Origin of the sequence: Streptomyces venezuelae, assembly GCF_008642375.1 — a bacterium.
Taxonomy (GTDB): Bacteria; Actinomycetota; Actinomycetes; order Streptomycetales; family Streptomycetaceae; genus Streptomyces; species Streptomyces venezuelae_G.
This window is the reverse complement of sequence record NZ_CP029194.1, coordinates 3,027,302-3,053,243: the sequence shown is the minus strand read 5'-3', so window position 1 is coordinate 3,053,243 and position 25,942 is coordinate 3,027,302. Positions and strand designations below refer to the sequence as shown.

The 25,942-nt window shown below is 71.3% G+C and carries 24 protein-coding genes; 16 read left to right on the top strand and 8 right to left on the bottom strand.

Annotated elements, in window-relative coordinates; translation table 11 throughout:
- Window positions 1–85: 85 nt before the first annotated feature.
- The 10 genes from DEJ46_RS13520 to DEJ46_RS13475 all read left to right on the top strand — a co-directional run bounded on the left by DEJ46_RS13520 (window position 86) and on the right by DEJ46_RS13475 (window position 11,312).
- Window positions 86–1,012, top strand: coding sequence for an ABC transporter permease (locus tag DEJ46_RS13520; RefSeq protein WP_150266398.1), 927 nt, complete (start codon window positions 86–88; stop codon window positions 1,010–1,012).
- Window positions 1,005–1,955 (top strand): ABC transporter permease, encoded by a 951-nt coding sequence (locus DEJ46_RS13515; protein ID WP_150266396.1) that lies wholly within the window; start codon window positions 1,005–1,007, stop codon window positions 1,953–1,955. The genes DEJ46_RS13520 and DEJ46_RS13515 overlap by 8 nt, the downstream gene beginning before the upstream one ends.
- A 17-nt stretch (window positions 1,956–1,972) precedes the next feature.
- On the top strand, window positions 1,973–3,031 hold the full coding sequence (locus DEJ46_RS13510; protein ID WP_150266394.1) for an ABC transporter ATP-binding protein: 1,059 nt from the start codon (window positions 1,973–1,975) through the stop codon (window positions 3,029–3,031).
- Window positions 3,024–4,112 carry an ABC transporter ATP-binding protein gene (locus DEJ46_RS13505; RefSeq protein ID WP_150266393.1) on the top strand — a complete coding sequence of 363 codons (1,089 nt, stop codon included), beginning with the start codon at window positions 3,024–3,026 and terminating at the stop codon, window positions 4,110–4,112. Before DEJ46_RS13510 ends, DEJ46_RS13505 begins: the two co-directional genes overlap by 8 nt.
- A gap of 195 nt (window positions 4,113–4,307) precedes the next feature.
- Window positions 4,308–5,936, top strand: a complete 1,629-nt coding sequence (locus DEJ46_RS13500; RefSeq protein ID WP_150266391.1) for an ABC transporter substrate-binding protein — start codon at window positions 4,308–4,310, stop codon at window positions 5,934–5,936.
- A gap of 216 nt (window positions 5,937–6,152) precedes the next feature.
- On the top strand, window positions 6,153–7,076 hold the full coding sequence (locus DEJ46_RS13495; RefSeq protein ID WP_150266388.1) for an ABC transporter permease: 924 nt from the start codon (window positions 6,153–6,155) through the stop codon (window positions 7,074–7,076).
- Window positions 7,069–8,055, top strand: coding sequence for an ABC transporter permease (locus DEJ46_RS13490; protein ID WP_150266386.1), 987 nt, complete (start codon window positions 7,069–7,071; stop codon window positions 8,053–8,055). Before DEJ46_RS13495 ends, DEJ46_RS13490 begins: the two co-directional genes overlap by 8 nt.
- A gap of 6 nt (window positions 8,056–8,061) precedes the next feature.
- On the top strand, window positions 8,062–9,045 hold the full coding sequence (locus DEJ46_RS13485; RefSeq protein ID WP_150266385.1) for an ABC transporter ATP-binding protein: 984 nt from the start codon (window positions 8,062–8,064) through the stop codon (window positions 9,043–9,045).
- Complete coding sequence (locus DEJ46_RS13480) at window positions 9,038–10,171, top strand: ABC transporter ATP-binding protein (protein ID WP_150266383.1); 1,134 nt, start codon at window positions 9,038–9,040, stop codon at window positions 10,169–10,171. The genes DEJ46_RS13485 and DEJ46_RS13480 overlap by 8 nt, the downstream gene beginning before the upstream one ends.
- Window positions 10,172–10,361: 190 nt before the next feature.
- Window positions 10,362–11,312, top strand: coding sequence for a hypothetical protein (locus DEJ46_RS13475; RefSeq protein ID WP_223834609.1), 951 nt, complete (start codon window positions 10,362–10,364; stop codon window positions 11,310–11,312).
- A gap of 1 nt (window position 11,313) precedes the next feature.
- Here the strand turns inward: DEJ46_RS13475 and DEJ46_RS13470 are convergent, their stop codons facing one another.
- On the bottom strand, window positions 11,314–13,473 hold the full coding sequence (locus DEJ46_RS13470) for an alpha/beta fold hydrolase (protein WP_150266381.1): 2,160 nt from the start codon (window positions 13,471–13,473) through the stop codon (window positions 11,314–11,316).
- Window positions 13,474–13,642: 169 nt separating this feature from the next.
- Here DEJ46_RS13470 and DEJ46_RS13465 point away from each other — a divergent pair, with 169 nt between their 5' ends.
- The 4 genes from DEJ46_RS13465 to DEJ46_RS13445 all read left to right on the top strand — a co-directional run bounded on the left by DEJ46_RS13465 (window position 13,643) and on the right by DEJ46_RS13445 (window position 17,584).
- On the top strand, window positions 13,643–13,837 hold the full coding sequence (locus DEJ46_RS13465) for a hypothetical protein (RefSeq protein ID WP_046911704.1): 195 nt from the start codon (window positions 13,643–13,645) through the stop codon (window positions 13,835–13,837).
- A 36-nt stretch (window positions 13,838–13,873) separates the two neighbouring features.
- Window positions 13,874–14,764, top strand: coding sequence for an N-acetyl-1-D-myo-inositol-2-amino-2-deoxy-alpha-D-glucopyranoside deacetylase (gene mshB, locus DEJ46_RS13460; RefSeq protein WP_150266379.1), 891 nt, complete (start codon window positions 13,874–13,876; stop codon window positions 14,762–14,764).
- A complete protein-coding gene (locus DEJ46_RS13455) occupies window positions 14,761–15,198 on the top strand; it encodes a DUF6113 family protein (protein WP_150266378.1) in 438 nt (145 codons plus the stop codon). The genes mshB and DEJ46_RS13455 overlap by 4 nt, the downstream gene beginning before the upstream one ends.
- A gap of 73 nt (window positions 15,199–15,271) precedes the next feature.
- Entirely contained in the window at window positions 15,272–17,584 is a 2,313-nt protein-coding gene (locus DEJ46_RS13445; protein WP_223834608.1) for a hypothetical protein, read from the top strand.
- Window positions 17,585–17,683: 99 nt separating this feature from the next.
- On the opposite strand, the gene DEJ46_RS13440 is transcribed toward DEJ46_RS13445, so the two are convergent.
- The 6 genes from DEJ46_RS13440 to DEJ46_RS13415 form a co-directional block, all read right to left on the bottom strand.
- Window positions 17,684–17,908, bottom strand: a complete 225-nt coding sequence (locus tag DEJ46_RS13440) for a hypothetical protein (RefSeq protein WP_150266375.1) — start codon at window positions 17,906–17,908, stop codon at window positions 17,684–17,686.
- Window positions 17,909–18,020: 112 nt separating this feature from the next.
- Window positions 18,021–18,383, bottom strand: coding sequence for a DUF1304 domain-containing protein (locus tag DEJ46_RS13435; RefSeq protein WP_150266373.1), 363 nt, complete (start codon window positions 18,381–18,383; stop codon window positions 18,021–18,023).
- A 100-nt stretch (window positions 18,384–18,483) separates the two neighbouring features.
- Window positions 18,484–20,052, bottom strand: coding sequence for a serine/threonine-protein kinase (locus DEJ46_RS13430; protein WP_223834607.1), 1,569 nt, complete (start codon window positions 20,050–20,052; stop codon window positions 18,484–18,486).
- Window positions 20,049–21,614 carry a serine/threonine-protein kinase gene (locus DEJ46_RS13425; RefSeq protein ID WP_150266371.1) on the bottom strand — a complete coding sequence of 522 codons (1,566 nt, stop codon included), beginning with the start codon at window positions 21,612–21,614 and terminating at the stop codon, window positions 20,049–20,051. Before DEJ46_RS13425 ends, DEJ46_RS13430 begins: the two co-directional genes overlap by 4 nt.
- A gap of 123 nt (window positions 21,615–21,737) precedes the next feature.
- The gene (locus DEJ46_RS13420; protein WP_150266369.1) at window positions 21,738–22,622 is read right to left on the bottom strand and encodes a transglutaminase-like domain-containing protein; all 885 of its coding nucleotides are present in this window, start codon (window positions 22,620–22,622) and stop codon (window positions 21,738–21,740) included.
- A gap of 7 nt (window positions 22,623–22,629) precedes the next feature.
- Window positions 22,630–23,631, bottom strand: coding sequence for a GNAT family N-acetyltransferase (locus DEJ46_RS13415; protein WP_150266368.1), 1,002 nt, complete (start codon window positions 23,629–23,631; stop codon window positions 22,630–22,632).
- Between the two features lie 112 nt (window positions 23,632–23,743).
- Here DEJ46_RS13415 and fdxA point away from each other — a divergent pair, with 112 nt between their 5' ends.
- Together fdxA and DEJ46_RS13405 are read left to right on the top strand one after the other, a co-directional pair.
- Entirely contained in the window at window positions 23,744–24,064 is a 321-nt protein-coding gene (gene fdxA / locus DEJ46_RS13410) for a ferredoxin (protein WP_015035968.1), read from the top strand.
- Window positions 24,065–24,149: 85 nt separating this feature from the next.
- A complete protein-coding gene (locus tag DEJ46_RS13405; RefSeq protein ID WP_150266366.1) occupies window positions 24,150–25,244 on the top strand; it encodes a bifunctional succinyldiaminopimelate transaminase/glutamate-prephenate aminotransferase in 1,095 nt (364 codons plus the stop codon).
- Between the two features lie 107 nt (window positions 25,245–25,351).
- On the opposite strand, the gene DEJ46_RS13400 is transcribed toward DEJ46_RS13405, so the two are convergent.
- The gene (locus DEJ46_RS13400) at window positions 25,352–25,804 is read right to left on the bottom strand and encodes an ATP-binding protein (protein ID WP_150266364.1); all 453 of its coding nucleotides are present in this window, start codon (window positions 25,802–25,804) and stop codon (window positions 25,352–25,354) included.
- Window positions 25,805–25,942 lie beyond the last annotated feature (138 nt).

Genomic DNA, 25,942 nt, shown 5'->3' with positions numbered 1-25,942 from the left:
TCAGGCATCTGACCCACTTTTAAGAGTCGAGAACGGCGGCGGGGGCCGGCACACCAGCCCCCGCCGCTTCTCGCGAGGAGGATCCATGGGCCGGTTCGTCATCCGACGAATCCTTCAGATGGTGCCCGTCTTCATCGGCACCACGTTGATCGTCTACTTTCTCGTCACGCAGATGGGTGGCGATCCCATCCAGAACCTGTACGGCGAGAAGCCCGTACCCGACAACATCAGAGCGACGCTCACCGCTCAGTACCACCTGGACGAGCCGTTCTTCGTCCGCTACTGGTACTACTTCAGTGGGCTGCTCCAGGGCGACTTCGGCGAGTCCATCGCCCAAGGCCGGCCCATCTCCGAGCTCCTCGTCGAGGCTTGGCCGGAGACGCTGAAGGTCGCCGGTGTGGCCTTCGTCTTCGAGCTCGTCATCGGCGTCGTCGCCGGTGTGCTCGCGGGCATGCGCCGCGGCAGCTTCATCGACAACCTGGTGCTCGTCTCCACCCTGACCGTCATCGCCATCCCGATCTTCGTGCTCGGCAATGTCGGCCAGACCTTCCTGGGACAGGAATGGGGACTGTTCCCCGTCGCCGGTACCGACGACGGATTCATCAGCTACATGCTTCCGGGTATGGTGCTCGGCTCGGTGTCGCTCGCCTATATCGCGCGCCTCGCACGGGCCTCGGTCGCGGAGAACCTCCGCGCCGACTACATCCGGACCGCGAAGGCCAAGGGCCTGCCGAAGAGCCGGGTCATCGGCATCCACGTGCTGCGCAACTCGCTGATCCCCGTGGTCACCTACCTGGGCGCCGACCTCGGCACCCTCATGGGCGGCGCGATCGTCACCGAGGGCATCTTCAACATCCCCGGCGTGGGCTTCCAGCTGTTCAGCTCGCTGAACGTGGAGGACGGTCCGGCCGTCGTCGGATTCGTCAGCCTGCTGGTGCTGGTCTACCTGATCACCGCACTCGTCGTGGACATGCTGTACGCCGTGCTGGACCCGAGGATTCGCTATGAGTAACACGACCAAGTCGCCCGAAGAGGCCTTTGCCGAGGGCATGGCCGGGACCGTCATGCCCGACGTGTCCGCCAAGCAGGACAAGACGCGCAGCCTTGCCCAGGACGCCCTCCGGGACCTGATCCGCCGTCCGATGTTCATCGTCTCGGGGGTCCTGATCCTCGCGATCCTGACCATCGCGACCTTCCCGACCCTCTTCACGAGCGTCGACCCGCTCGCGTGCGACCTGAAGCACTCGATGGAGGGTCCGAGCGGCAGCGCCTGGTTCGGCTACAACTTCCAGGGCTGCGACGTCTACTCGCAGACCATCTACGGCACCCGCAACTCGATCATCGTGGGTGTGCTGACGACCATCTTCTCCCTGATCATCGGCGGTCTCGTCGGTGTTCTCGGTGGCTTCTTCGGCAAGTGGACGGACGCCCTCCTCTCGTTCGTCACCAACGTCTTCTTCGGACTGCCGCTGCTGCTCGCCGCGATCGTCATCCTGAACAACTTCCGTGACGAGAAGGGCATGCGCAACGCCGGCGTGATGGCCGTGGTCCTGACGCTGAGCGTGGTCGGCTGGATGTCCATGGCCCGCGTCATGCGAGGCGCCGTCATGCAGGTCAAGCAGGCCGACTACGTGGCCGCCGCTCGCTCGCTCGGTGCTTCCACCTCGCGGATGATGTTCCGTCACGTACTGCCGAACTCGATCACCCCGCTCATCGTGGTCGCCACGATCTCGCTGGGTGCCGTCATCGGCGCCGAAGCAACCCTGAGCTTCCTGGGTATCGGCATCAGGCCCCCGGCCATCTCCTGGGGCGTGATGATCTCCGAGGCGCAGGGACGTATCTCGCAGGGTCTGCACCCGCTGCTGTTCCCGTCCGGAATGCTCACCATCACGGTCCTCGCCTTCATCATGCTCGGCGACGCGGTCCGTGACGCCTTCGACCCGAAGCTGCGCTGAGAGTAAGGACGAACGCAGTGACCACCATCGACAAGACCGCGAGCGTTCCCGCGCCGCGTGACGGCGCGACCTTCGACGGTCCGCTCCTCGACGTGCGCGACCTCCACGTGGAGTTCCGCACCCGTGAGGGTGTCGCGAAGGCCGTGAACGGTGTCTCGTACTCCGTCAAGGCCGGCGAGACCCTGGCCGTCCTCGGCGAGTCCGGTTCCGGCAAGTCCGTGACCGCTCAGGCCATCATGGGCATCCTCGACACCCCGCCGGGGTTCGTGACCAAGGGAGAGATCGTCTTCCGTGGTCAGGACATGCTCAAGATGTCCGACGAGGAGCACCGCAAGGTGCGCGGCAGCAAGATCGCGATGATCTTCCAGGACGCGCTCTCCTCGCTCAACCCCGTGCTCAGCGTCGGCTACCAGCTCGGCGAGATGTTCCGGGTGCACCAGGGCCTCTCCAAGAAGGAGGCCAAGGTCAAGGCGATCGAGCTGATGGACCGGGTGAAGATCCCGGCCGCCGCCGCTCGCGTCAACGACTACCCGCACCAGTTCTCCGGCGGTATGCGCCAGCGCATCATGATCGCGATGGCGCTCGCCCTGGAGCCGGACCTGATCATCGCGGACGAGCCCACCACGGCGCTCGACGTGACCGTTCAGGCCCAGGTGATGGACCTCCTCGCGGAGCTCCAGCGCGAGTACAACATGGGTCTGATCCTGATCACCCACGACCTCGGCGTCGTCGCCGACGTCGCGGACAAGATCGCCGTGATGTACGCGGGCCGGATCGTCGAGCAGGCGCCGGTGCACGAGCTGTACAAGCGCCCGGCCCACCCCTACACCAAGGGGCTCCTCGAGTCGATCCCGCGCCTGGACCAGAAGGGCCAGGAGCTGTACGCGATCAAGGGCCTGCCGCCGAACCTGCTCAAGATCCCGTCGGGCTGCGCCTTCAACCCGCGCTGCCCGAAGGCGGACGACGTCTGCCGTACGGACATTCCGGCCCTCGTGCCGGTCACCGAGCAGGACGGCACGGATCTCCCGGGTCGCGGCAGCGCCTGCCACTTCTGGAAGGAGACGATCCATGGCTGAGCTCAGCAAGAACGACGAGGCCGTGGCCGCCGCTGTCGAGGCCCCTGTCGGCCGTGGCGAGCCGATCCTCCAGGTGCGCAACCTGAAGAAGCACTTCCCGCTGACGCAGGGCATCCTGTTCAAGCGCCAGGTCGGCGCGGTCAAGGCCGTGGACGGGGTCTCCTTCGACCTCCACCAGGGCGAGACCCTCGGCATCGTGGGCGAGTCCGGCTGTGGCAAGTCCACGGTCGCCAAGCTCCTGATGAACCTGGAGAAGGCCACCGCCGGCGAGGTCTTCTACAAGGGCCAGGACATCACCAAGCTGTCCGGGCGCGCGCTGAAGGCCGTCCGCCGCAACATCCAGATGGTGTTCCAGGACCCGTACACCTCGCTGAACCCGCGCATGACGGTCGGCGACATCATCGGCGAGCCCTTCGACATCCACCCCGAGGTGGCTCCGAAGGGCGACCGGCGCCGCAAGGTGCAGGAGCTCCTCGATGTCGTCGGTCTGAACCCCGAGTACATCAACCGGTACCCGCACCAGTTCTCCGGCGGTCAGCGCCAGCGCATCGGCATCGCCCGAGGCCTCGCGCTCAACCCGGAGATCATCATCTGCGACGAGCCGGTCTCGGCCCTGGACGTCTCCGTCCAGGCGCAGGTCATCAACCTGATGGAGAAGCTCCAGGACGAGTACAACCTGTCCTACGTCTTCATCGCGCACGACCTGTCGATCGTCCGGCACATCTCGGACCGCGTCGGCGTCATGTACCTCGGCAAGATGGCCGAGATCGGTACGGACGAGCAGATCTACGAGCACCCGACGCACCCGTACACGCAGGCGCTGCTCTCCGCGGTGCCCGTGCCGGACCCGGAGGCCCGCGCGCACCGCGAGCGGATCATCCTCACCGGCGACGTCCCCTCGCCGGCCAACCCGCCGTCGGGCTGCAGCTTCCGCACCCGCTGCTGGAAGGCGCAGGACAAGTGCTCCCAGGAGGTTCCGGTCCTCGCGATCCCGGAGGTCTTCCAGGGGAAGGACACCCAGGCGGCGCACTTCTCGGCGTGCCACTTCGCCGAGGAGAAGAACGTCGTCCACTCCGGATGACGATCTGACGCTCTGACGTCCCGTCGGATGTCTTGACGTGCGAAGAGGGGCCCGGCCGTTTCGGCGGGGCCCCTCTCTCGTATGCCCGCGCCTCGGGCGTCCGGTCCACCGATGGGTGCCGACAACATGCACGCCTCCTGATTTCGGGTCATATTGAGCCCTAAGTCACACTTAGGGACATATGGGAGGCACTCCATGCGCGGAGCCACGCACGCCAAGTGGGCCGCTCTGGCCACAGCAGTCGCCCTCGCGGCGACCGCTTGCGGCGGCGGCGACGACAGCGGCGGCGGCGGAGGGGCCGACGGCATCGTGACCTCCTCGTGGGGAGACCCGCAGAACCCACTGGAACCCGCCAACACCAACGAGGTGCAGGGCGGCAAGGTCCTCTCCATGATCTTCCGGGGGCTCAAGTACTACGACCCGAAGACCGGCGAGGCCAAGGACATGCTCGCCGAGAAGATCGAGACCACCGACTCGACCAACTTCACCATCACGGTCAAGGACGGCTGGACCTTCTCCAACGGCGAGGCGGTCACCGCCAAGTCCTTCGTCGACGCCTGGAACTACGGCGCCCACCTGAAGAACAACCAGAAGAACGCCTACTTCTTCGGCCAGATCGAGGGGTACGACAAGGTCCACCCCGACACGGGCGAGCCGACGGCCGAGACCATGTCCGGCCTCAAGGTCACGGGCCCCCAGACCTTCACGGTCAAGCTCACCCAGAAGTTCTCGACCTGGCCCATCACCCTGGGCTACGCGGCCTTCTCACCGCTCCCCAAGGCCTTCTACGACGACCACGCCGCCTGGCTCTCGAAGCCCGTCGGCAACGGCCCGTACACCATCGACTCCTACACCAAGGGCTCCGAGATGGCCCTCAAGCGGTGGGACGGCTACCCCGGCACCGACAAGGCGCAGAACGGCGGCATCACCCTCAAGGTCTACACCGACAACAACACCGCCTACACCGACCTGACGGCCGGAAACCTCGACCTCGTCGACGACATCCCCGCCGCCCAGCTCAAGAACGTCTCCGCAGACCTCGGCGACCGGTACATCAACGTCCCCGCCGGCATCATCCAGACCCTGGCCTTCCCGTTCTACGACGCGGCCTGGAACAAGCCCGGACAGGAGAAGCTCCGCCAGGGCATCTCCATGGCGATCGACCGGAACCAGATCACCGAGACGATCTTCCAGAAGACCCGCACCCCCGCCGTCGACTGGACCTCCCCGGTCCTCGGCGAGGAAGGCGGCTTCAAGGACGTCTGCGGCGACTTCTGCAAGTACGACGCGGCCGAGGCGAAGAAGCTCGTCGCCGAGGGCGGCGGCATCCCGGGCGGCACGATGAAGATCTCGTACAACGCCGACACCGGCTCCCACAAGGAATGGGTCGACGCGGTCTGCAACTCCATCAACCGCGCCCTCGGCAACGACAACGCCTGCGTCGGCAACCCGATCGGCACCTTCGCCGACTACCGCAACCAGGTCACCACGCAGAAGCTCAAGGGCCCGTTCCGCGCCGGCTGGCAGATGGACTACCCGCTCATCCAGAACTTCCTCCAGCCGCTGTACTACACCAACGCCTCGTCCAACGACGGCAAGTACACCAACCCCGAGTTCGACAAGCTGGTCGACCAGGCCAACGCCGAGTCCGACATCCCCAAGGCCGTCGGACTCTTCCAGCAGGCCGAGGGCATCCTCCGCGACGACATGGGCGCCGTCCCGCTCTGGTACCAGAACGGCAGCGCCGGCTACTCGGAGCGCGTCTCCAACGTGACGCTGAACCCGTTCAGCGTTCCGGTCTACGAGCAGATCAAGGTCAACTGACGCCGTAGGAGGTCGGCGGCGTACGGCCCGGCCAGCGGACACCACCGCGCCGGGCCGTACGCCTTCCCCACAGCCCTCCCCGGAGCCGGCCCCTCCCCGGAGCAGCTCTTCCCCGGAGGGCCTTCTCCCCGGAGCGCCTTCTCCCCGAGCGCCTCCTCCCGGAGCGCCTCCTCCACGGAGTCCACCCCTACCCGGAGCCAACCCCCGGAGCCCCCCATGGGTCGTTATGTGATCCGGCGACTGCTGCAGATGATCCCGGTCTTCTTCGGCGCCACGCTGCTGATCTTCCTGATGGTGAACGTGATGGGCGACCCCATCGCCGGTCTGTGCGGCGACCGCCAGTGCGACCCGGCGACCGCGGCGCAGCTCGAAAAGGAGTTCGGGCTCGACAAGCCCGTCTGGCAGCAATACCTGACCTACATGGGCAACGTCTTCACCGGCGACTTCGGCACCGCCTTCAACGGCCAGGAAGTCACCGAGCTGATGGCCAGCGCCTTCCCGGTCACCATCCGCCTCACCATCGTCGCCATCTTCTTCGAGATCGTCATCGGCATCAGCCTCGGCGTCCTCACCGGCCTCAAGCGCGGCCATCCCATCGACACCAGCGTGCTGCTGCTGACCCTGATCGTCATCTCCATCCCGACCTTCGTCACCGGCCTCATCCTCCAGCTCCTCCTCGGAGTCGAGTGGGGCTGGATCAAGCCGGCCGTCTCCAGCGACGCACCGCTCAACGAACTGATCGTCCCGGGCCTCGTCCTCGCCTCGGTCTCCCTCGCGTACGTCACCCGGCTCACCCGGACCTCGATCGCCGAGAACAAGCGGGCCGACTACGTCCGCACCGCCGTCGCCAAGGGCCTGCCCCGCCACCGGGTCATCACCCGCCACCTGCTGCGCAACAGCCTCATCCCCGTCGTGACGTTCATCGGGACCGACGTCGGCGCGCTGATGGGCGGAGCCATCGTCACCGAGCGGATCTTCAACATCCACGGTGTCGGCTACCAGCTCTACCAGGGCATTCTCCGCCAGAACACCCAGACCGTGGTCGGCTTCGTGACCGTCCTCGTCCTGGTCTTCCTGGTGGCGAACCTGCTCGTCGACCTCCTGTACGCCGTCCTTGACCCGAGGATCCGCTATGCCTGAGCAGCCTCAGCCGTTCGACGACGGCCGCGCGATCAACCACACCGGAGCCGGAGGCGGGACCGACCTCGCGATGGACGAGGGGGAGAGCCTGGAGAAGACCCCGGGCGGCCCCGAGGGCACCGGCCCCGACAAGAAGCCCCGCTCCCTCTGGTCCGACGCCTGGCACGACCTGCGCCGGAACCCGATCTTCATCATCTCCGGCCTGATCATCCTGTTCCTCGTGGTCATCGCCATCTGGCCGCAGCTCATCGCCAGCGGGAACCCCCTCGACTGCGACCTCTCCAAGGCGCAGGAGGGCTCCCAGCCCGGCCACCCCTTCGGCTTCAACGGCCAGGGCTGCGACGTCTACACCCGTACGGTCTACGGGGCCAGGGCCTCCGTCCAGGTCGGCGTCTTCGCCACCCTCGGCGTGACGATCCTCGGCTCCGTCCTCGGCGGGCTCGCCGGCTTCTACGGCGGCGCCTGGGACGGCGTCCTCTCCCGGATCACCGACGTCTTCTTCGCCATCCCCGTCGTCCTCGGCGGCCTCGTCCTGCTCTCCGTCGTCAGCAGCAACAGCGTCTGGCCCGTCATCGGCTTCATGGTGCTCCTCGGTTGGCCGCAGCTCTCCCGCATCGCCCGCGGCTCCGTCATCACGGCCAAACAGAACGACTACGTGCAGGCCGCCCGCGCGCTCGGCGCCTCCAACAACCGCATGCTGCTCCGGCACATCGCGCCCAACGCCCTCGCGCCCGTCATCGTCGTCGCGACCATCGCGCTGGGCACGTACATCTCGCTCGAGGCCACGCTCTCCTTCCTCGGCGTCGGTCTCAAGCCGCCCACCGTCTCCTGGGGCATCGACATCTCCTCGGCCGCCGCCTACGTGCGCAACGCACCGCACATGCTGCTCTGGCCCTCCGGCGCGCTCGCGATCACCGTGCTCGCCTTCATCATGCTCGGCGACGCCGTCCGCGACGCCCTCGACCCGAAGCTGAGGTAGGGACCCATGCTGCTCGAAGTGCGCGACCTGCACGTGGAGTTCCACACCCGGGACGGGGTGGCGAAGGCGGTCAACGGCGTCAACTACTCCGTCGACGCGGGGGAGACCCTCGCCGTCCTCGGCGAGTCCGGCTCCGGCAAGTCCGTGACCGCCCAGGCCGTCATGGGCATCCTCGACATCCCGCCGGGCAAGATCAGCGGCGGCGAGATCCTCTTCCAGGGCCAGGACCTCCTGAAGCTCAAGGAGGACGAGCGGCGCAAGATCCGCGGGGCCAAGATGGCGATGGTCTTCCAGGACGCGCTGTCCTCCCTCAACCCCGTCGTCAGCGTCGGCGACCAGCTCGGCGAGATGTTCCAGGTCCACAAGGGCATGTCGCGCAAGGACTCCCGCGCCAAGGCCGTCGAGCTCATGGACCGGGTCCGCATCCCCGCCGCCAAGGAGCGCGTCGGCCAGTACCCCCACCAGTTCTCCGGCGGCATGCGCCAGCGCATCATGATCGCGATGGCGCTCGCCCTCGAACCCGAACTGATCATCGCCGACGAGCCGACCACCGCCCTCGACGTCACCGTCCAGGCCCAGGTCATGGACCTCCTCGCCGAGCTCCAGCGCGAGCTCAACATGGGGCTCATCCTCATCACGCACGACCTCGGAGTCGTCGCCGACGTCGCCGACAAGATCGCCGTCATGTACGCGGGCAAGATCGTCGAACAGGCGCCCGTCCACGAGATCTACAAGGCGCCCGCCCACCCCTACACCCGAGGCCTGCTCGACTCCATCCCGCGCCTCGACCAGAAGGGCCAGGAGCTCTACGCGATCAAGGGTCTCCCGCCCAACCTCCTCGCCATCCCGTCCGGCTGCTCCTTCAACCCGCGCTGCCCGCTCGCCCGGGACCGGTGCCGCACCGACGAGCCCCCGCTGTACGACGTGACCGAGTCCCCGGTACCGCGCGCCAGCGCCTGCCACTTCTGGAAGGAGTGCCTCCATGGCTGAGGCGATTCTCGAAGTCCGGGACCTCCACAAGCACTACCCGCTGACCCAGGGCATCCTCTTCAAGAAGCAGGTCGGCGCGGTCAAGGCCGTCGACGGCGTCGACTTCGACCTCGCCGCCGGCGAGACCCTCGGCATCGTCGGCGAGTCCGGCTGCGGCAAGTCGACCGTCGCGAAGATGCTGGTCAACCTGGAGCGGCCGACGTCCGGAACGATCCGCTACAAGGGCGACGACATCACCAAGCTGTCCCCGCGCGCCCTCAAGGCCGTCCGCCGCAACATCCAGATGGTCTTCCAGGACCCCTACACCTCGCTCAACCCGCGCATGACGGTCGGCGACATCATCGGCGAGCCGTACGAGATCCACCCCGAGGTCGCGCCCAAGGGCGACCGGCGCCGCAAGGTCCAGGACCTCCTGGACGTCGTCGGCCTCAACCCCGAGTACATCAACCGCTACCCGCACCAGTTCTCCGGCGGGCAGCGCCAGCGCATCGGCATCGCCCGCGGCCTCGCGCTCCAGCCCGAGATCATCGTCGCCGACGAACCCGTCTCCGCCCTCGACGTCTCCGTCCAGGCCCAGGTCGTCAACCTCCTGGAGAACCTCCAGACCGAGTTCTCCCTCTCGTACGTGTTCATCGCCCACGACCTCTCGATCGTGCGGCACATCTCCGACCGGGTCGGCGTCATGTACCTCGGCCGGATCGTCGAGATCGGCACCGACGCCCAGATCTACGACCACCCGACCCACCCCTACACCCAGGCCCTGCTCTCGGCCGTCCCCGTCCCGGACCCGGAGGCGCGCGCCCACCGCGAGCGCATCATCCTCACCGGCGACGTCCCCTCCCCGGCCAACATCCCCTCCGGCTGCCGCTTCCGCACCCGCTGCTGGAAGGCCCAGGAGCGCTGCGCCCTGGAGGTTCCCCTGCTGGCCGTCCCCGCGGTCTTCCGGCTCACGGACAGCCCGGCGAAGCACGACTCGGCCTGCCACTTCGCGGAGGAGAAGCACGTGGTCCCCACGGAGGAGAACGGCGGGAACGGCGGGAACGGCGGGAACGGCAGGGAAGGCACGGAGGTGAACGGCGCGGGAGGCAAGGAATCGAACGGCGGGGAAGGTCCCAAGTCGCTTTAACCCGCGGGCAATCCGGCCGACTCGCCTCCGATATACGGACACGGCACGATCGTCGACGTACGGCCGTGCGGGTGCCGTGAGCCGGCCGGGGCGCACCATGCCGCCCCGGCCGGCTCTTCACACACCCCCGTCACCCCCGCCCATGCGGAACCGCTTGTTTCGGCGGGTCGCGACCGTGAGTATCGAGTCCGTGACTGTGACCCGACCGGCACGACTCACGGGCGCCGCGCTCTGCGCCGCGCTCGCCCTCATAGCCGCCGTGTGGATCCTCGAGGACCTCGCCGAGCTCGGCTCGCCCGCCGACCTCGCGTGGTCCTGGACCGGGGACCCCGGCTCCCAGTACTTCGTGAGGGGGCGGGTCGCCACCTCCCTCGCCGACCCCCTGCTCCTCGCCGTCTGCGCCGCCACCGCCGTCGCCGCGCTGCGCTCCCGCCACGCGGCCTCCGCGCTCGTCGCCACCGGCGCCGTCACCCTCGCCCTGCGCCTGCCCGGACTCTGGGCGCCGGGGAGCGGCGCGCTCGTCACCGCCCTTCTCGAACTGGCCCTCGCCGCCGGCCTCGTCGTCACCGCCGCCGCGGGCCGCCGCCGGGCCGACATCCCGCACGAACAGCTCCCCACCCGCCCCCGCACGGGCCCGGCCGTCACCGCCGGACTCCTTCTCCTCGCCGGGATCGTCCCCGTCGTTTCGTGGGAGGTGCACACGGCCGCCCAACTGCCCCCGGAGATCACCGTCGACCGGTTCCTCGGCGGCCGGTCCCTCATGGGACCGGCCCTCGCGCCCCCGCCCGGCTGGGTGGCGGTGATCCTCGTCGCGCTGTACGGCACCGCCGCCGTCTCCGCCTTCGCCCGCGCCCGCCACACCCGGGCCTTCGGACTGCTCGCCGGGGCGTTCCTGACGGCGACCGGCCTCGCCCTCCTCGCGAGGGTCGTCCGCTTCGAGGTGATCCCGCACTTCGCGGAGGCCCGCACCATCGAGCAGATGTACGTCCTCACCGCCGTCTTCGGGGTGTTCGGCGGCCTCGCGGTGCTCGTCCTCCTCGCCGGGCGCGGCGTCCCGGTCGCCGCGCCCGCCCCCTACGGCCCCTACGGCTCGTACGGACCGCCCCCGGCCCCGCCGTACCCGCCGCCGCCCGGCTGGTGACTCACAGCGCCATGCCCAGCGCCCTCTTCAGGAAGTCGACCTGGAGCAGGAGCAGGTTCTCCGCCACCTGCTCCTGCGGCGTCATGTGCGTGACCCCGGACAGCGGCAGCACCTCGTGCGGCCGGCCCGCCGCGAGCAGCGCCGAGGAGAGCCGCAGGGCGTGCGCGAACACGACGTTGTCGTCGGCGAGACCGTGCACGACCATCATCGGCCGCGCCGGCTCCTCCGGGGCCGTCAGACCGTCGTCGCCGAGCAGCGACTGCGCCGCGTACACCTCCGGATCGTCCTGCGGGGTGCCGAGGTACCGCTCCGTGTAGTGCGTGTCGTACAGCCGCCAGTCCGTCACCGGCGCCCCGGCGACCGCCGCGTGGAAGACGTCCGGCCGCTGGAGCACCGCCCGGGCGGCGAGGTAGCCGCCGTAGGACCAGCCGCGGATCGCCACCCGGTCCAGGTCCAGCGGGAGGTGCTCGGCCAGTGCGTGCAGCGCCTCCACCTGGTCGTCGAGCGTCGGCGACAGATCGCGCAGGATCGCCTTCTCCCAGGCGGGGGAGCGGCCGGGCATGCCGCGCCCGTCCGCCACGATCACCGCGAAGCCCTGGTCGGCGAACCACTGGGACGTCAGGCAGGCCTGTTGCGCGGCGAGCACGCGCTGCCCGTGCGGACCGCCGTACGGATCGAGGAGCACCGGAAGCGGCCCGTCCCCCTCCGCGTACCCCGTGGGCAGCAGCACCGCGCACGGGATCCGCCGGGCGCCCGCCTCCGTGAGCCGCACCCGCGCGGAGATCACCGGCTCCTGCGCGTACGAGCCCACCACGGCGGCCTCCTCGCCGTCCCGCAGCACCCGCGCCACGCTCCCCGGCGCGTCCGGCCGCGCCGAGACCAGCACCGTCACCGGACCCGAGGCCACCGCCCGGTGCACCCCGGCTCCCTCGGAGAGCCGCTCCACGCCCCCGTCGGTCACCCGGTACACATGGATCTCGCCGGTCTCCGGAGTCTCGGCCGCCTCACCCGCCGAAGCCGATACGAGGATCTCGCTCTCCCCGAAGCCGAGCACCGCCCTGACGTGCAGCGTCCCGTCGGTGAGGAGCCGCTCCCCGACGGCGAGGGCCCGCACCCCGCTCTCGTCCGTGACCCGGACGAGCTCCCCGTCCGGCGACCACGCCGGCACCCCCGGCAGCAGCTCCAGCCAGGCCGGATCCTCCTCCGCCCGCACGGTCGAGGTCTTCCCTGACTCCGGGTCCACCGCGAGGTTCAGCTGGGACCGCTGGTCCCGCGCCTGGACGAGCAGCAGCGGAGCCCCGGCCGCCGACCAGTGCACGCGCGCGAGGTACGGATACCGCTCCCGGTCCCACACCACCTCCGTACGCGCTCCGTCGAGACCCACGAGGAAGAGCCGCACGTCCGCGTTGTCCGTCCCCGTCGCGGGGTACGCGACCTCGTGCGGCGCCCGCCCGGGATGCGCCGGGTCGGCGATCCACCAGCGGCGTACGGCCCGGTCGTCCGCGCGGGCGACGAGCAGCCGGTCCGAGTCGGGGGACCACCAGAAACCGCGGTCCCTTCCCATCTCCTCGGATGCGATGAATTCGGCCAATCCGTAGGAGACGTGCCCGTCATCCGGAACGGCAAGCTCCCGATCGCCGGAACCATCCGCTCCGACCACTCGCAGCGCACCCTCCGCCACATACGCGACGAGCCGCCCGTCCGGCGAGGGACGCGGGTCGATCACCGGCCCCGGCACCGGGAGCTCCCGCGCCGTCCCCGCCCGCAGCTCCGCCGTGAAAAGCCGCCCCGACAGGGCGAACGCCGCCAGTTCCACGGCCGCGTCCACCGCGTACGCCACGATCCCGCCCGAGCCCTCACGGCTCCGCTCCCGGCGCGCCCGCTCCTCCGGAGACAGCTCCTCCGCGGCTCCCGCGAGCAGCGTCGAGGGATCGGCGGCCACCCGCTCCACCGGCGTACCGGCCGCCGGAAGATCGAGAACCCACAGCTTGTGCGAACGATCGGTCCCGGAGGCGGATCTGACGAACACGACGCGTTCCCCGTCGGGAGAGACCGAGAAACCGCGCGGAACGCCCAGCGTGAAGCGCTGGGTCCGGGCCTGCTGGCGAGGGAAGGAGAGCGCGGCCCGGGGTGCGGCCGAAGGCTGTCGAGGCGAGGTCATGCGGCTGAAACTAGCGCCGTGCGCCCCCCTCGTGCCCCTGTCCGCCGATCGATGCGATGGCACGGATAGTTATGATCCGTAGCGCTAGGTGGGTATGTACCCGACTGGCACATGCTCGTTGACCGAACCGCTCGAATATCCGACCGAAGAAGTGTGGAGGTGGACCGCCGTGGCACTCTCGATTTCGGTGGTGGTGCTGCTGGCGATCGTCGTCTTCCTGCTGATCCGGAAATCGGGACTGAAGGCAGGACACGCGGCGATCTGCGCGCTCCTCGGCTTCTACTTGGCGAGCTCCTCCATCGCCCCGTCCATCAGCACGCTCACGACGAACGTGGCGAGCATGATCGGCGGCCTGAAGTTCTGACCTCGTAGGCCGCGGCGGGTCTCGTAGGCTGGGGCCATGACCGATCTTCCCGCCCGTCGTCTGCTCCTCGTGCACGCGCACCCGGACGACGAGTCGATCAACAACGGCGCCACCATGGCCAGGTACGCGGCCGAGGGCGCCCTTGTCACGCTGGTCACCTGCACACTCGGCGAGGAGGGCGAGGTCATCCCGCCCGCCCTCGCCCACCTGGCCCCCGACCGCGAGGACCGGCTCGGCCCCCACCGCGTCGGCGAACTCGCCGCCGCGATGGCCGAGCTGGGGGTCACCGACCACCGCTTCCTCGGCGGCCCCGGCCGCTTCCGCGACTCCGGAATGATGGGCGCCGAGCAGAACAAGCGCGAGAACGCGTTCTGGAACACGGACGTCGACACCGCCGCCCCCCACCTCGTCGAGGTGATCCGCGAGACCCGCCCCCAGGTCCTCGTCACCTACGACCCCGACGGCGGCTACGGCCACCCCGACCACATCCAGGCCCACCGGGTCGCCACCCGCGCCGCCGAACTCGCCGCCGACCCGGACTACCGCCCCGACCTCGGCCCCGCCCACGCGATCGCCAAGATCTACTGGAACCGCGTCCCCCGCCCCGTCGCCGAGGCCGGCTTCGCCAGGCTGCGCGCCGAGGGCTCCGTCTTCCCCGCCGTCGCCGCGATCGACGACGTCCCCGGAGTCGTCGACGAGGACCGGATCACGACCGAGATCGACGCCGGCCCGGAGCACACGGCCCGCAAGAGCGCGGCGATGGCCGCGCACGCCACCCAAGTCGCGGTCGACGGCCCGTTCTTCGCCCTCTCCAACGACCTCGGCCAGCCGATCTTCACCACCGAGTACTACGAGCTGGTCCAGGGCACCCCGGGCGCCCCCGCCGGCGTCCGCGAGACGGACCTCTTCGCGGGGGTGACCGCGTGAGCGCCGCCTCCCGCGCCCCCCGGGCCTCCTCGGGCGGCTCCCCCCGGACCCCCGCCCAGGCCCCGGCACCGGCCGCCCTCCCGACCTCCCGAGGCGCCCGATACGCCTGGTACGGCGCCCTGGTCGCCCTCGGCGCCCTCGTCGGCACCGCCGGAGCCCTCGTCCAAGCCGCGTGGTTCCCCGCGGGCTTGCTCCTCGCGCTCCTCGCCAGTGCCGCCGTCTTCTACGGAGGGCTCCGCGCCACCGGCACCCAGGTCGGCGTCGTCGCCGCGGGCGTCGGCTGGCTCGTCGCCGTCATCCTGCTGAGCTTCGGACGCCCCGAGGGCGACGGGGTGTTCGGCGGAGGCGGCGGAGAGCTGCTCTTCCTCTTCGGCGGCATGGCGATCGCTGTGATCTGCGCCACGTTGTCCCGGCTCTCGCGACCGACCCCGTGAACAGGACGACTTGAGGCCGGGGACGCCCTGACTTCGGCCGGATTGCCCGTCGTCCGTCACCCAGGGGTCGGGTATGCGGCGGCGCTGCCCAGTATGGTGGTGCGCGCCGCCGAACCGCCCGGGTTACACGAGCATCTGCAAGAGCGGGCGGTGGAGCCAACCGGGAGATCCTGCTTTGAGTCGTGAAACTGGTCGAGAGACTGACAGTTCGTCCTCCGGCGCCCAGGGGCGCGGTGGAGCCGCGTACCCCTCGGGTACACCGCCGTACGGATCCCGCCAGTATCCGTCGCTCCACCCCTCGCAGGACGCGCCGGAGGGCACCCCCGCCGCGCCCGCGCCGCCGGAGGAGCCCAAGACCGAGACGACGCTGACGACCCGGATCCGGATCAACATTCCGGGTTCGCGTCCGATCCCGCCGGTCGTCGTCCGCAAGCCGGTCGCCGAGACGCCCGCCGCGGAGAAGGCACCGGAGCCCGCGCCCGTGGCCGCGCCCGTCGCGGAGGCCGTGCCGACGGCAGCGCCCGAGCCGGTCGCCGCTCCGGAGCCGTTGAGCGCCGAGGAGGCGCCGAAGGGCAAGGGGACGAGCGACTGGTTCGCCCCGCGCAAGGCGTCCGCCGCCCCCGCTCCGACCCCGGCCCCGCCCGCCGCCCCGGCGACGCCCGGCCCGCTCACCGCGGCGCCGGACGCCCCCGGCACGGGCTTCGCGGGCTCCGCCACCTCCGGTGTCCCGACGGTCGGCACGACCCCGTCGAGCCGGCCGGTGACGGCGCACCCCGGCGCCGGCAACCCGCTGTACGAGAGCGGCACCCCGGCCGGCGGCACGCCCAGGTACGAGGGAACGCCCGGCTACGACGGCCCGCCCACGGGCGGCATGCCGATCTACGACGGCACGCCCTCGGCCGGGACACCCATGTACGACGGGACCCCGGCGGCGGCGGGCACGCCCCAGTACGACGGGACGCCCTCGGGCGGCACGCCCGCGTACCGCGGCCCCTCCGGCCCCACCACAGGACCGGTCACCGGCACCGCCTCCCTGGGCGGCCCGGCGCCGGCCGCGCCGTTCCCGGGCGCACCTCGCGTACCCGGCACGCCCGGCGGCGCCCCGCGCATGTCGGACGACACGGCGATCCTGACCCCGCAGCCGCCCGCCCCGAAGCCCGCCCAGGGCCCGGGCCAGGGCCAGGGTCCGGGCCAGCGACCCGTGCCGGGACCGATGCGCCCGCAGAACCCCGGCGGCCAGGGCATGGCACCCGGCCAGGGCATGGCCGCCGACGGCAGTGGCCATGTCTCCGGCGACACCCTCACCAGCGGCATCCCGGTCGTCCCGCCGTCGGCGGCCCGTCCGAACCTCACCCCGCGCATCGAGGAGGCCCCGGCCCCGGCACCCGCGCCCGCCGCTCCCCGCCCCGCCCCCGCGCCGAGCCGCGCCCAGGCGAAGAAGGGCCGCTCCAAGCTCGTCCTCGCCGCCGTGGGCGTCGTCGGCCTCGCGGGCGTCGCCTACGGCGCCGGACTGCTCCTCAACCACTCCGACGTGCCCAAGGGCACCACGGTGCTCGGCGTGGACATCGGCGGCGGCACGAAGGAGGAGGCCGTCAACAAGCTGGAGGCCGCCCTCGGCAAGCGCGCCGCCGCGCCGCTCCAGCTCAGCGTCGGCGGCAAGAAGGTCCAGATGCCGCCCGAGAAGGCGGGCCTGGCCCTCGACAGCCAGGAGACCGTCCGCGCCGCCGCAGGCAGCGACTACAACCCGGTCTCCGTCATCGGCTCCCTCTTCGGCGAGGAGCGGATCGCCAAGCCGGTCTTCCCCGTCGACGAGGAGAAGCTCGCCGTCGCCCTCCGGGACCTGGCAGGCGCCTCCGCGTCCGCCACCGAGGCGACGATCCGCTTCGCGCCGAACAAGGTCACCCCCATCGAGGGCAAGCCCGGCAACGGCATGGACATCCAGCGCTCGATGATCTTCGTCCGGGACGCCTTCCGCGCCCAGGTCGAGACGGGCCAGGGCAAGGTCGTCGAACTCCCCGTCACCACGCTCAAGCCCTCGGTCTCGAAGGCCGAGCTGGACCGGGCGATGAGGGAGTTCGCCCAGCCGGCGATGTCCGACCGCATCACCATCAAGGCGGGCGGCAAGGAGATCCAGTTCGGCCCCGCGAGGTCGCTGCCGCAGATCCTCTCCATGAAGGCGGTCGACGGCCGCCTGGTCGAGGTCTACGACAAGAAGGCGATCGAGCGGCTCCTCGACGGAGCCTTCGACGGCATCATGATCACCAAGGGCGACGGCACCAAGCACCAGGTCTCCGCCGACGACGTGGCCTTCGTGATGCGCGACGCCCTCATGGGCAAGACGAAGGCCGAGCGCACGAAGACGATCGACCTGTCCGGCAACGGCTGACGCCTGAGCCGTGACCTCGGCCCCGCACCCCCGTCCGACGACCGCCGGACGGGGGTGTCGCGCGTTCGGACCGCCGACGCGGGAGACCCGCGGGCGCGGTCACCAGTCGCCCCCGTACCGCTGCTTCCTGGCACGCAGCCAGGCCTGGACCTCCCGCGTCTCGGCGGGGGACGCCGAGCGGAGGTCGTCGGCGGGGATCGTCGCCACGAACCGCGTGAACCGCACCCGCCGGTGCGCTCCGTCCACGCCGATGACCTTGCCGGGGCCGTAGACGTCGGTGCCCGTGTGGGCGACGAAGGCGCCGGGGCCGTGAGGGGTGTGCATCGCCAGCCTTTCGCTCTGTGTGTTGCCTCGGTCACACAGTGCCGTGGCTCACGTTAGCGCCGACAGGGGTGCCCGCGTGACAACGCGACCGGCACGCGGGGCCCTAATGGCTTCAGCCCGCGACGATGACGGCGGAGAGGGCGAGCGCGCCGGGCAGGGCCTGGGCGAAGAGGATGCGGCGGTTCGCGGTGACGGCGCCGTAGAAGCCCGCGATGACGACGCAGGACAGGAAGAAGATCTTGACGTGGTAGCCGGTGGGGTCGTCGGCGACGATGCCCCAGACGAGCCCCGCGGCGAGGAAGCCGTTGTAGAGACCCTGGTTGGCGGCCATGGGGGCGGTGGCGCGGGCCATCTCGGCGTCGAAGCCGGAGAAGCCGCGACCGGTCTCCTTCTCCCACAGGAACATCTCCATCACCAGGATGTAGAGGTGGAGGAGGGCGATCAGGGCGACGAGGATGTCGGCGGTCAGATCCATGGGCGCATTGTGTCGCCGGGGGCGGGGAAAGACGGCTTGCGACGCGGTGGCCGGGCCTGACGGCCTCCTGCGCGGTCGCCTCCGGCCGCCCCGGCGGTGCTCACGCGCTCGGCATCGCCGCGAAGGCCTCCTGCGAGATCGTCCTGGCCTCCTGCTCGCACGTCTCGGCCGGGTGCCGCTCGCCGCCGAGGGACACGAACACGATCAGGTTTCCCTTGCGGGCGTAGAGCGTGCAGGTCGTGTCGCCGCTGCTCGGGGCGCTCCAGAAGGCCTCGTCGGCGAAGGGGAGGCTCGTCTCGCGTTCGCCCTCCGCGACGTCCGCGAACTCGTCCTCCTGGCGCTTCGTCGCGTTCTCGTCCGTGCCCGCGCTGCGGCGCAGTTCCCAGCGGACCATGGCGTGGGAGTAGAAGCTCCAGCCGTCCTTCTGCGTCTCGTCCTTGTCGTTCCAGGAGCAGCTGGTCGTCGCCGAGTCCGAGTACTCGGTGTACGTGTCCCGGGTCGGGTTGCGTCCCGGGAGCGGGATCCTCGGGGCGACCTCCGCGCAGACCGGCATCACCAGGTACGTGTCCGGCGGGCCGGCCACCAGCTCGGTGTCCTTCAGGGACCACCACGCGCCGGCGCCGAGGACGCACAGGGCGACGGCGGCGGCGACGGCGACCGGGCCCCGGCTGCGCCGCCCGGGGATCGTGGGGGTGACCTGGGTGACGACCGCCGTCGGGGTCGCGGCCCTGCCTCCGCGGGGCGGGACGACCACCGTGCGCTCGGGGTCGTCGTGGTCGGCGAGCAGGTGGCCGACGGAGCGCTGCTGGTCGTCGATCATCGCGTGGACGGCGGGCGGCCACGGCCGGGTCGTCGGGGCCGCCGGTCCGAGTGCGGCGAGGAGTTGCGCCGGGGTGGGACGGGCCGCCGGGTCCTTCGCCAGACACCGGGCCAGGAGGCCGGCCAGTTCCGGCGGTACGGCGGCGAGGTCGGGTTCCGTGTGGACGACGTTGTAGAGGGACTGGAGGGTCGAGGGGGCCGCGAACGGGCTCGTGCCCGTCGCCGCGAGCGCGAGGACCGATCCGAGCGAGAACACGTCGCTCGCCGGGGTCAGCTCCTTCCCCTCGGCCTGTTCGGGCGACATGAAGGCGGGGGAGCCGACCACGAGGCCGGTGCCCGTGAGCTCGGTGACGTTCCCCGTCTCGGCGATCCGGGCGATGCCGAAGTCGATGACCCGGGCGCCGTCCCCCGAGAGCAGGACGTTCTCCGGCTTCAGGTCGCGGTGGACGATCCCGGCCCGGTGGATCTCGTCCAGGGCCGTCGCGAGCTGCACGGCGAGGCGACGCACGGTCTCGACGGGCAGGCTGCCGGACCGTTCCACGGCCGCCCCGAGAGAGGGGCCGGCGACGAAGACGGAGGCGAGCCAGGGGACGGGCGCGTCGGCGTCGGCGGCCAGCACGGCCGCAGTGCAGGCGCCGGACACCTTCCGCGAGGCGTCGACCTCGCGCCGGAACCGGGCGCGGAAGTCCTCGTCGTGGGCGAACCGGGCGTGCACCTGCTTCACGGCGGCGAGCCGCCCGTCGGGCGCGGCGCCGAGGTAGACGCGGCCCATGCCGCCGCGGCCGAGCTCGGCGAGAAGCCGGTAGGGGCCCGCGTCGCGGGGGTCGGTGGGGCTCAGGGGCCTCGTCACTGTGCCGCCGCCTTCGTCGCCACGAGCGCGAGGGCCTGCTTCGCGCTCTTCTCGGTGAGGGCCTCACAGGTGCCCAGGGGGTAGCCGGGGCCCTTCACCTGGACGAAGAGCTCCAGGTTGACGTCCCGGGCGTACAGCACGCAGTGGCCGTCGGGCTTGTACCAGAGGGCCTCCTCGACGAAGTCGAGGTGGGAGACCCGCTGGGTCTTGCCGCGCATGTACATGCCCTCGTAGTGCCTCTTCGAGCCTTCGGCGCCGGTCGGGCCGCCCGGCTTGCTCCGGTAGAGGCTCCAGACCACGACGATCTGGTCGCCGGAGCGGGTGCTCCAGGTGCACTGGTTCGACACGGTGCCGTCGTCCTGGGTGTGCGGGGGCCCGCCGTCCTGGACCGGCTGCCGGGTGAACCCGGCAGGCGCCTTCATCTTCGGGGCCAGCGCCTCGCAGGAGGGGAGCGTCCCCGTGTACGTGTCGGTCACCTGGCTCAGCGGAACGTTCCCCGGCGTCGGGACGGGCTCGTCGACGAACGCGTAGTACGCGTCGGCCGCCCAGCCGTTCACCGCGAACACCACCCCGGTGACCGCGAGGACCCCGGCGGTGACGGCGGCGGCCGTCCAGCGCCGGCGGCCCCGGCTCCGTACCCGGGGGAGCGCGGGCGGCGTGGGGGCGGCCACCGGCGGCGCCGCGCTCACCAACCGGGCGGTCTCCGCCGCCCGCTCCGCGATCCGCCGGTGCACGGCCTCCGGCCACGGCCGCGCCGAAGGCGTCAGCGGCCCGATGAGGGCGAGCAGGTCCTGCGGGGAGGGGCGCGCCCCCGGGGCCTTCGCGAGGCAGGCCGTGAGCGGTCCGCGCAGCCCCGGCGGTACGCCGTCGAGGTCGGGTTCCTCGTGGGCGATGCTGTACATCAGCGCGGGGGCCGAGGTGCCGTTGAACGGTGTCTTCCCCGTACAGGCCACGGCCAGGGTGGCGCCGAGCGCGAAGACGTCGGCGGCGGGCGTGGGTGTCCCGCCGGTGATCTGCTCGGGCGCCATGAACGCGGGGGAGCCGATGAGCGCGCCCGTGTGCGTGAGCTTCGTCAGGTGGTCGCCCGCCCGGGCGATGCCGAAGTCGATCACGCGGACGCCGTCGTCGGTGAGCATCACGTTCGACGGCTTCAGGTCCCGGTGGACGAGGCCCACGCGGTGGATGTCGGCGAGTGCCTGGGTGAGGCCGGCGGCCAGCTGCCGTACGGCCGCCTCGGGCAGCGAGCCGTCCGCGAGGACGTCGCTCAGCGGGAGCCCGGGGAGGAAGAGCGAGGCGAGCCAGGGCGTCGGGGCGTCCGGGTCGGCGTCGACCACGGGCGCCGTGTAGGCGCCGGACACCCGCCGCGAGGCGTCGACCTCGCGGCGGAACCGGGACCGGAAGCCCTCGTCGTCGGCCAGCTCGGCGTGCACCTGCTTGACGGCGACCAGGCTGCCGTTCGGCGCGACACCGAGCAGGACCCGGCCCATGCCGCCCTGCCCGAGCACCGCGACCGTACGGAACGGCCCCACCTGTGGCGGGTCGTTCGGCGTCGATGGACGCATGTGATCACCTCCCCCGTGAACGGGAAGGGATCCTAGTCGCGGCGGTCGCGGATCACTGCGGAATCCCTGCGTGATCCGCAAGACACCCACGGGCGTGGCCAGTTCGGCGCAAAATGGTCGTGTTCAGTTCAGACGGGCCCTCGCCGCCTGGGCCCGGCGGCGGATCGTCGTCGCCGACTCCGGGTCCACCGCGTCCATCACCCGCGCGTACGCCTCCATCTCCGCCGCCCCCGAGAGGAACTCGCCGCGCTGGACGAGCAGTTCCGCGCGCTCGTAGCGCAGCCGCGCCGGGTGGGAGGGCAGCAGCAGCGCGAGCTCCACGGCCCACAGGCCCACGTCGGAGCGCTCGGGGCGGGGGGCCGCCCAGGCGCGGATGTTGTTGAGGACGCGCAGCACGATCGCGCCGGGCTCGGCCGGCCGGAGCATGGAGCGGTCGAGGGCCTCGCCCGTCGCGCTCGCCACGAGCAGCTCCGCGTCCGCGCCCGTCAGGGGCCGGCCGCCGGAGAAGGGGTCGGCGAGGTTCAGGTCGGCGGGGTCGCCGAACCCGACGACGAAGTGACCCGGGAGGCCGAGCCCGTACACAGGGGCACCGGCCCGGCGGGCGACCTCCATCCAGACGACGGAGAGCAGGATCGGCAGGCCCCGGCGGCGGCGCAGCACCTCGTGCAGGAGCGAGGACTCCAGACGCTGGTAGTCGGCGGGCACGCCCTCGAAGCCCTCCCGGTGGCCGAGGAGCGCGGCGAGCTCGGCGGCCCAGGCGCCGGTGCTGCGGGTGGCGTACGGGATGAGCCCGGCGAGCCGGTCGAGTTCGATCTCGGCCTCGTCGATGACGTGCCGGGTGACGGTCGGGTCGGCCACCGCTCCGACGAGCAGACAGAGCCGGGCGAGGTCGGGCCGCTCGGCCCGGGCCTCTTCCGCGAACTCCCGACGCCAGTCGGGTTCGTCCTCCGGCGGTCCGTCGCCCGCCCGTGCGTCCGGTCCGTCGGACCCGGCTCCGTGCTCGGTCACGCCTCCGTCACGCCTCCGCCCATCGGTAGTGGTGGTAGTGGTGGTGGACCGCGAAGCCCATCCCGTCGTACAAGGCCCGGGCGCCGTCGTTGTCCGCCTCCACCTGGAGCCAGGCCGCCGACGCGCCCTCGTCGAGCGCCTGCCGGGCGAGTGCCGTCATGACGGTCGTCGCCAGGCCCTGCCGCCGGAGGGCGGGGTCGACCTCGACGGCCATGAAACCCGCCCAGCGGCCGTCGACGACGCAGCGCCCGATGGCCGCCGGTACCTCTCCCGTGCCCGCCACGGACGCGAACCACACACTGGGGCCGGAGGTGAGGACGGGCCGCACCGCCGGGCTCGGCTGCCCGAAGCGCTGGTAGCGGCCCAGCCACGGCTCGTCGAGCGTGCGGGAGAGGCGTACGGCGGAGACGTCGGCGTCCTGGTCGCCGATCGGGGCGAGCGCCGCGATCCGGACCTCGGCGGATACCTCGCGCCGCCAGCCGTGCCGGTCGAGCGCCGCGCCCAGCAGCTCCTGCGTGCCCTCGGCGCCGGTCGCCGTCTGGACGTACGCGGGGAGGTTCCGGGCCGCGTACCACTCGCGTACGCGGGTCAGGGCGTCCGCCACGGGGAGTCCGGGATCGCCGAGCGGCAGCGCGGAGTTGGCCCGGCGGGTGAAGCCGCCGGCGGCCCGCAGGGTCCACTCGCCGAGCGGCTCGCTCTCGACCGGCTGCCAGGCGCGCGCCGTGGCCCGGGCCAGCTCGGGGAAGGTGGCCGAAGGGCCCCTGCGGCGGGCCGGGGCGGGGGGTACGACCTTCCCCGCGACGAGTGAGGTTTCCGCGATACGGACGGTTTCCCCGCTCTTTCGTGTGATCACCGCCACACCGGAGTGCCACGATGTGAGCACTCCGACTGCGTCGGTGAACGTCGCTCCACCGGCGCTCGAGTCTGTCACGTACCGAACGGAGACACGTTTTCCCACGTCAGCGCTGGTGATTCGGACCTTGAGAAGTCCTCCGCCGGTCAATTCCACAGCTTCTCCGCCCCTCCTGTTCGGATCGCCCCCAAGAACGGAGATACTAGGTGCGGGCATCGACGACGCCGCGCTCCCGCGCAGACCAGCCCTATCGAGGAGGAACGACAGCGTGACCTACGTCATCGCGCAGCCTTGTGTCGACGTGAAGGACAAGGCGTGCATCGAGGAGTGCCCCGTCGACTGCATCTACGAGGGCAAGCGGTCCTTGTACATCCACCCGGACGAATGCGTCGACTGCGGGGCCTGTGAGCCGGTCTGCCCGGTGGAGGCGATCTTCTACGAGGACGACACCCCGGAGGAGTGGAAGGACTACTACAAGGCGAACGTCGAGTTCTTCGACGAGCTCGGTTCGCCCGGTGGTGCCTCCAAGCTCGGCGAGATCGAGCGTGACCACCCCTTCATCGCCGCCCTGCCGCCGCAGAACGGCTGATCGACCGCTTCCGGTCCCGTACGGCGTCGGTCGCTGTACGGGACCGAGGCGTTTCCCGTACGTAAGAGGAAGTGAGAGCCAACCCGTGAGCGCAGTCTCTTCGCGCCTGCCCGTCTTCCCCTGGGACAAGCTGGAGCCGTACAAGAAGACGGCCCTGGCGCACCCGGACGGAATCGTGGACCTCTCGGTCGGCACGCCCGTCGACCCGGTCCCCGCGCTGATCCAGGACGCCCTGGTCGCGGCGGCGGACTCGCCGGGCTATCCCACGGTGTGGGGGACGAAAGAGCTGCGGGACGCGCTCACCGGCTGGTGCGAGCGGCGTCTCGGCGCGGTCGGCTTCGCCCACGAGAACGTGCTGCCGGTGGTCGGCTCCAAGGAGCTGGTCGCCTGGCTGCCGACGCAGCTGGGTCTCGGTGCCGGGGACAAGGTGGCGTACCCCCGCCTGGCCTACCCGACGTACGAGGTCGGCGCGCGGCTCTGCGGCGCCGAGCCGGTCGTCTACGACGACCCCACGGAGCTCGACCCGGCGGGCCTGAAGCTGCTCTGGCTGAACTCGCCGTCCAACCCGACCGGCAAGGTCCTGGGCAAGGACGAGCTGACCCGGATCGTGGCCTGGGCGCGCGAGCACGGCGTCCTCGTCTTCTCCGACGAGTGCTACCTGGAGCTGGGCTGGGAGGCCGACCCGGTCTCCGTCCTGCACCCGGACGTCTGCGGCGGTTCGTACGAGGGGATCGTCGCCGTCCACTCGCTCTCCAAGCGCTCCAACCTGGCCGGCTACCGCGCCGCTTTCGTCGCGGGCGACGCGGCGGTCCTCGGCGAGCTGCTGCTGATCCGCAAGCACGGCGGCATGATGACCGCTGCCCCGGTGCAGGCGGCGACGGTCGCGGCGCTCGGCGACGACGCGCACGTGGCCGAGCAGCGCGAGCGGTACGCGGCCCGGCGGGCGGCGCTGCGGGCGGCCCTGGAGGCGCACGGCTTCCGGGTCGAGCACAGCGAGGCGAGCCTGTACCTGTGGGTGACCCGGGACGAGCCGTGCTGGGAGACCGTGGCGTACCTGGCGGACAAGGGCATCCTGGTGGCGCCCGGTGACTTCTACGGCGAGGCCGGGGAGCGGTTCGTGCGGGTGGCGTTCACGGCGACGGACGAGCGCGTCGAGGCGGCCGTGAAGCGCCTCGGCTAGGACGTGCACGCGGGAGGGCCCGGGGAGCAGATGATGCTCCCCGGGCCCTCGTGCGTTCCGTGCGGAGTCCGGCCGTACCGGTGCGGGCCGGCCGTCCCCGTGCGGGGTCAGCCGCCGAGCGGCAGGCCGCCCAGCGACGGGGCGGCCGGGAGGCCGCCGCCCAGGGCACCGGCGGCCGGGCCCTGCGCGCTCTCGCCGGCGGCGCCGGCGGTCTTGCCGACGACCTCGCCGGTGCTGCCGGCGGCCTCGCCGGCCACCTGCTGCGCGGCCGGGGTGGCGGTCTTGCCGGCCGCGCCGACGGTCTTTCCGGCGGCCGGGACGGCCGTGCCGACGGCCTCGCTGCCGGTCGCGCCGACGACGCCGGTGGTGGTCTGGGAGGCGCTGTCGACGGCGGTGCCCGCACCGGCGGCGTCCAGGGCGGTGACGCCGCCGAGGGCGCCGGTCGGCGCGATGCTGTGGTCCAGGGCGCTCGCGGAACCGGCCGCACCGACCACGGGGGCTGCGCCGGCCGCGATGAGGAGGGCGGCGCGGGCGATCCGACGGGTCAGGGGGAGGGACATGGTGCTCCTTCGACGGGGTGCGACGAGTGGTGTTCGGACGCAGTGACAACCGGCCCCGGGGTGGGAGAGGTTGCGGCGGTCGAAGGTAAAGGATTGGTAATGCGTCGTATTGTCGGGTGGGGAGGAAAACGGACGAAC

Excerpts from the sequence above, each read along its gene's own strand:
- DEJ46_RS13490 (WP_150266386.1), top strand. The coding sequence starts at position 7,069 with ATGCCTGAGCAGCCTCAGCCGTTCGACGACGGCCGCGCGATCAACCAC.
- DEJ46_RS13485 (WP_150266385.1), top strand. The coding sequence starts at position 8,062 with ATGCTGCTCGAAGTGCGCGACCTGCACGTGGAGTTCCACACCCGGGAC.
- DEJ46_RS13500 (WP_150266391.1), top strand. The coding sequence starts at position 4,308 with ATGCGCGGAGCCACGCACGCCAAGTGGGCCGCTCTGGCCACAGCAGTC.
- DEJ46_RS13495 (WP_150266388.1), top strand. The coding sequence starts at position 6,153 with ATGGGTCGTTATGTGATCCGGCGACTGCTGCAGATGATCCCGGTCTTC.
- DEJ46_RS13445 (WP_223834608.1), top strand. The coding sequence starts at position 15,272 with ATGCGGCGGCGCTGCCCAGTATGGTGGTGCGCGCCGCCGAACCGCCCG.
- mshB (WP_150266379.1), top strand. The coding sequence starts at position 13,874 with ATGACCGATCTTCCCGCCCGTCGTCTGCTCCTCGTGCACGCGCACCCG.
- DEJ46_RS13435 (WP_150266373.1), bottom strand. The coding sequence starts at position 18,383 with ATGGATCTGACCGCCGACATCCTCGTCGCCCTGATCGCCCTCCTCCAC.
- DEJ46_RS13515 (WP_150266396.1), top strand. The coding sequence starts at position 1,005 with ATGAGTAACACGACCAAGTCGCCCGAAGAGGCCTTTGCCGAGGGCATG.
- DEJ46_RS13425 (WP_150266371.1), bottom strand. The coding sequence starts at position 21,614 with ATGCGTCCATCGACGCCGAACGACCCGCCACAGGTGGGGCCGTTCCGT.
- DEJ46_RS13440 (WP_150266375.1), bottom strand. The coding sequence starts at position 17,908 with ATGCACACCCCTCACGGCCCCGGCGCCTTCGTCGCCCACACGGGCACC.
- DEJ46_RS13470 (WP_150266381.1), bottom strand. The coding sequence starts at position 13,473 with ATGACCTCGCCTCGACAGCCTTCGGCCGCACCCCGGGCCGCGCTCTCC.
- DEJ46_RS13480 (WP_150266383.1), top strand. The coding sequence starts at position 9,038 with ATGGCTGAGGCGATTCTCGAAGTCCGGGACCTCCACAAGCACTACCCG.
- DEJ46_RS13400 (WP_150266364.1), bottom strand. The coding sequence starts at position 25,804 with ATGTCCCTCCCCCTGACCCGTCGGATCGCCCGCGCCGCCCTCCTCATC.
- DEJ46_RS13520 (WP_150266398.1), top strand. The coding sequence starts at position 86 with ATGGGCCGGTTCGTCATCCGACGAATCCTTCAGATGGTGCCCGTCTTC.
- DEJ46_RS13505 (WP_150266393.1), top strand. The coding sequence starts at position 3,024 with ATGGCTGAGCTCAGCAAGAACGACGAGGCCGTGGCCGCCGCTGTCGAG.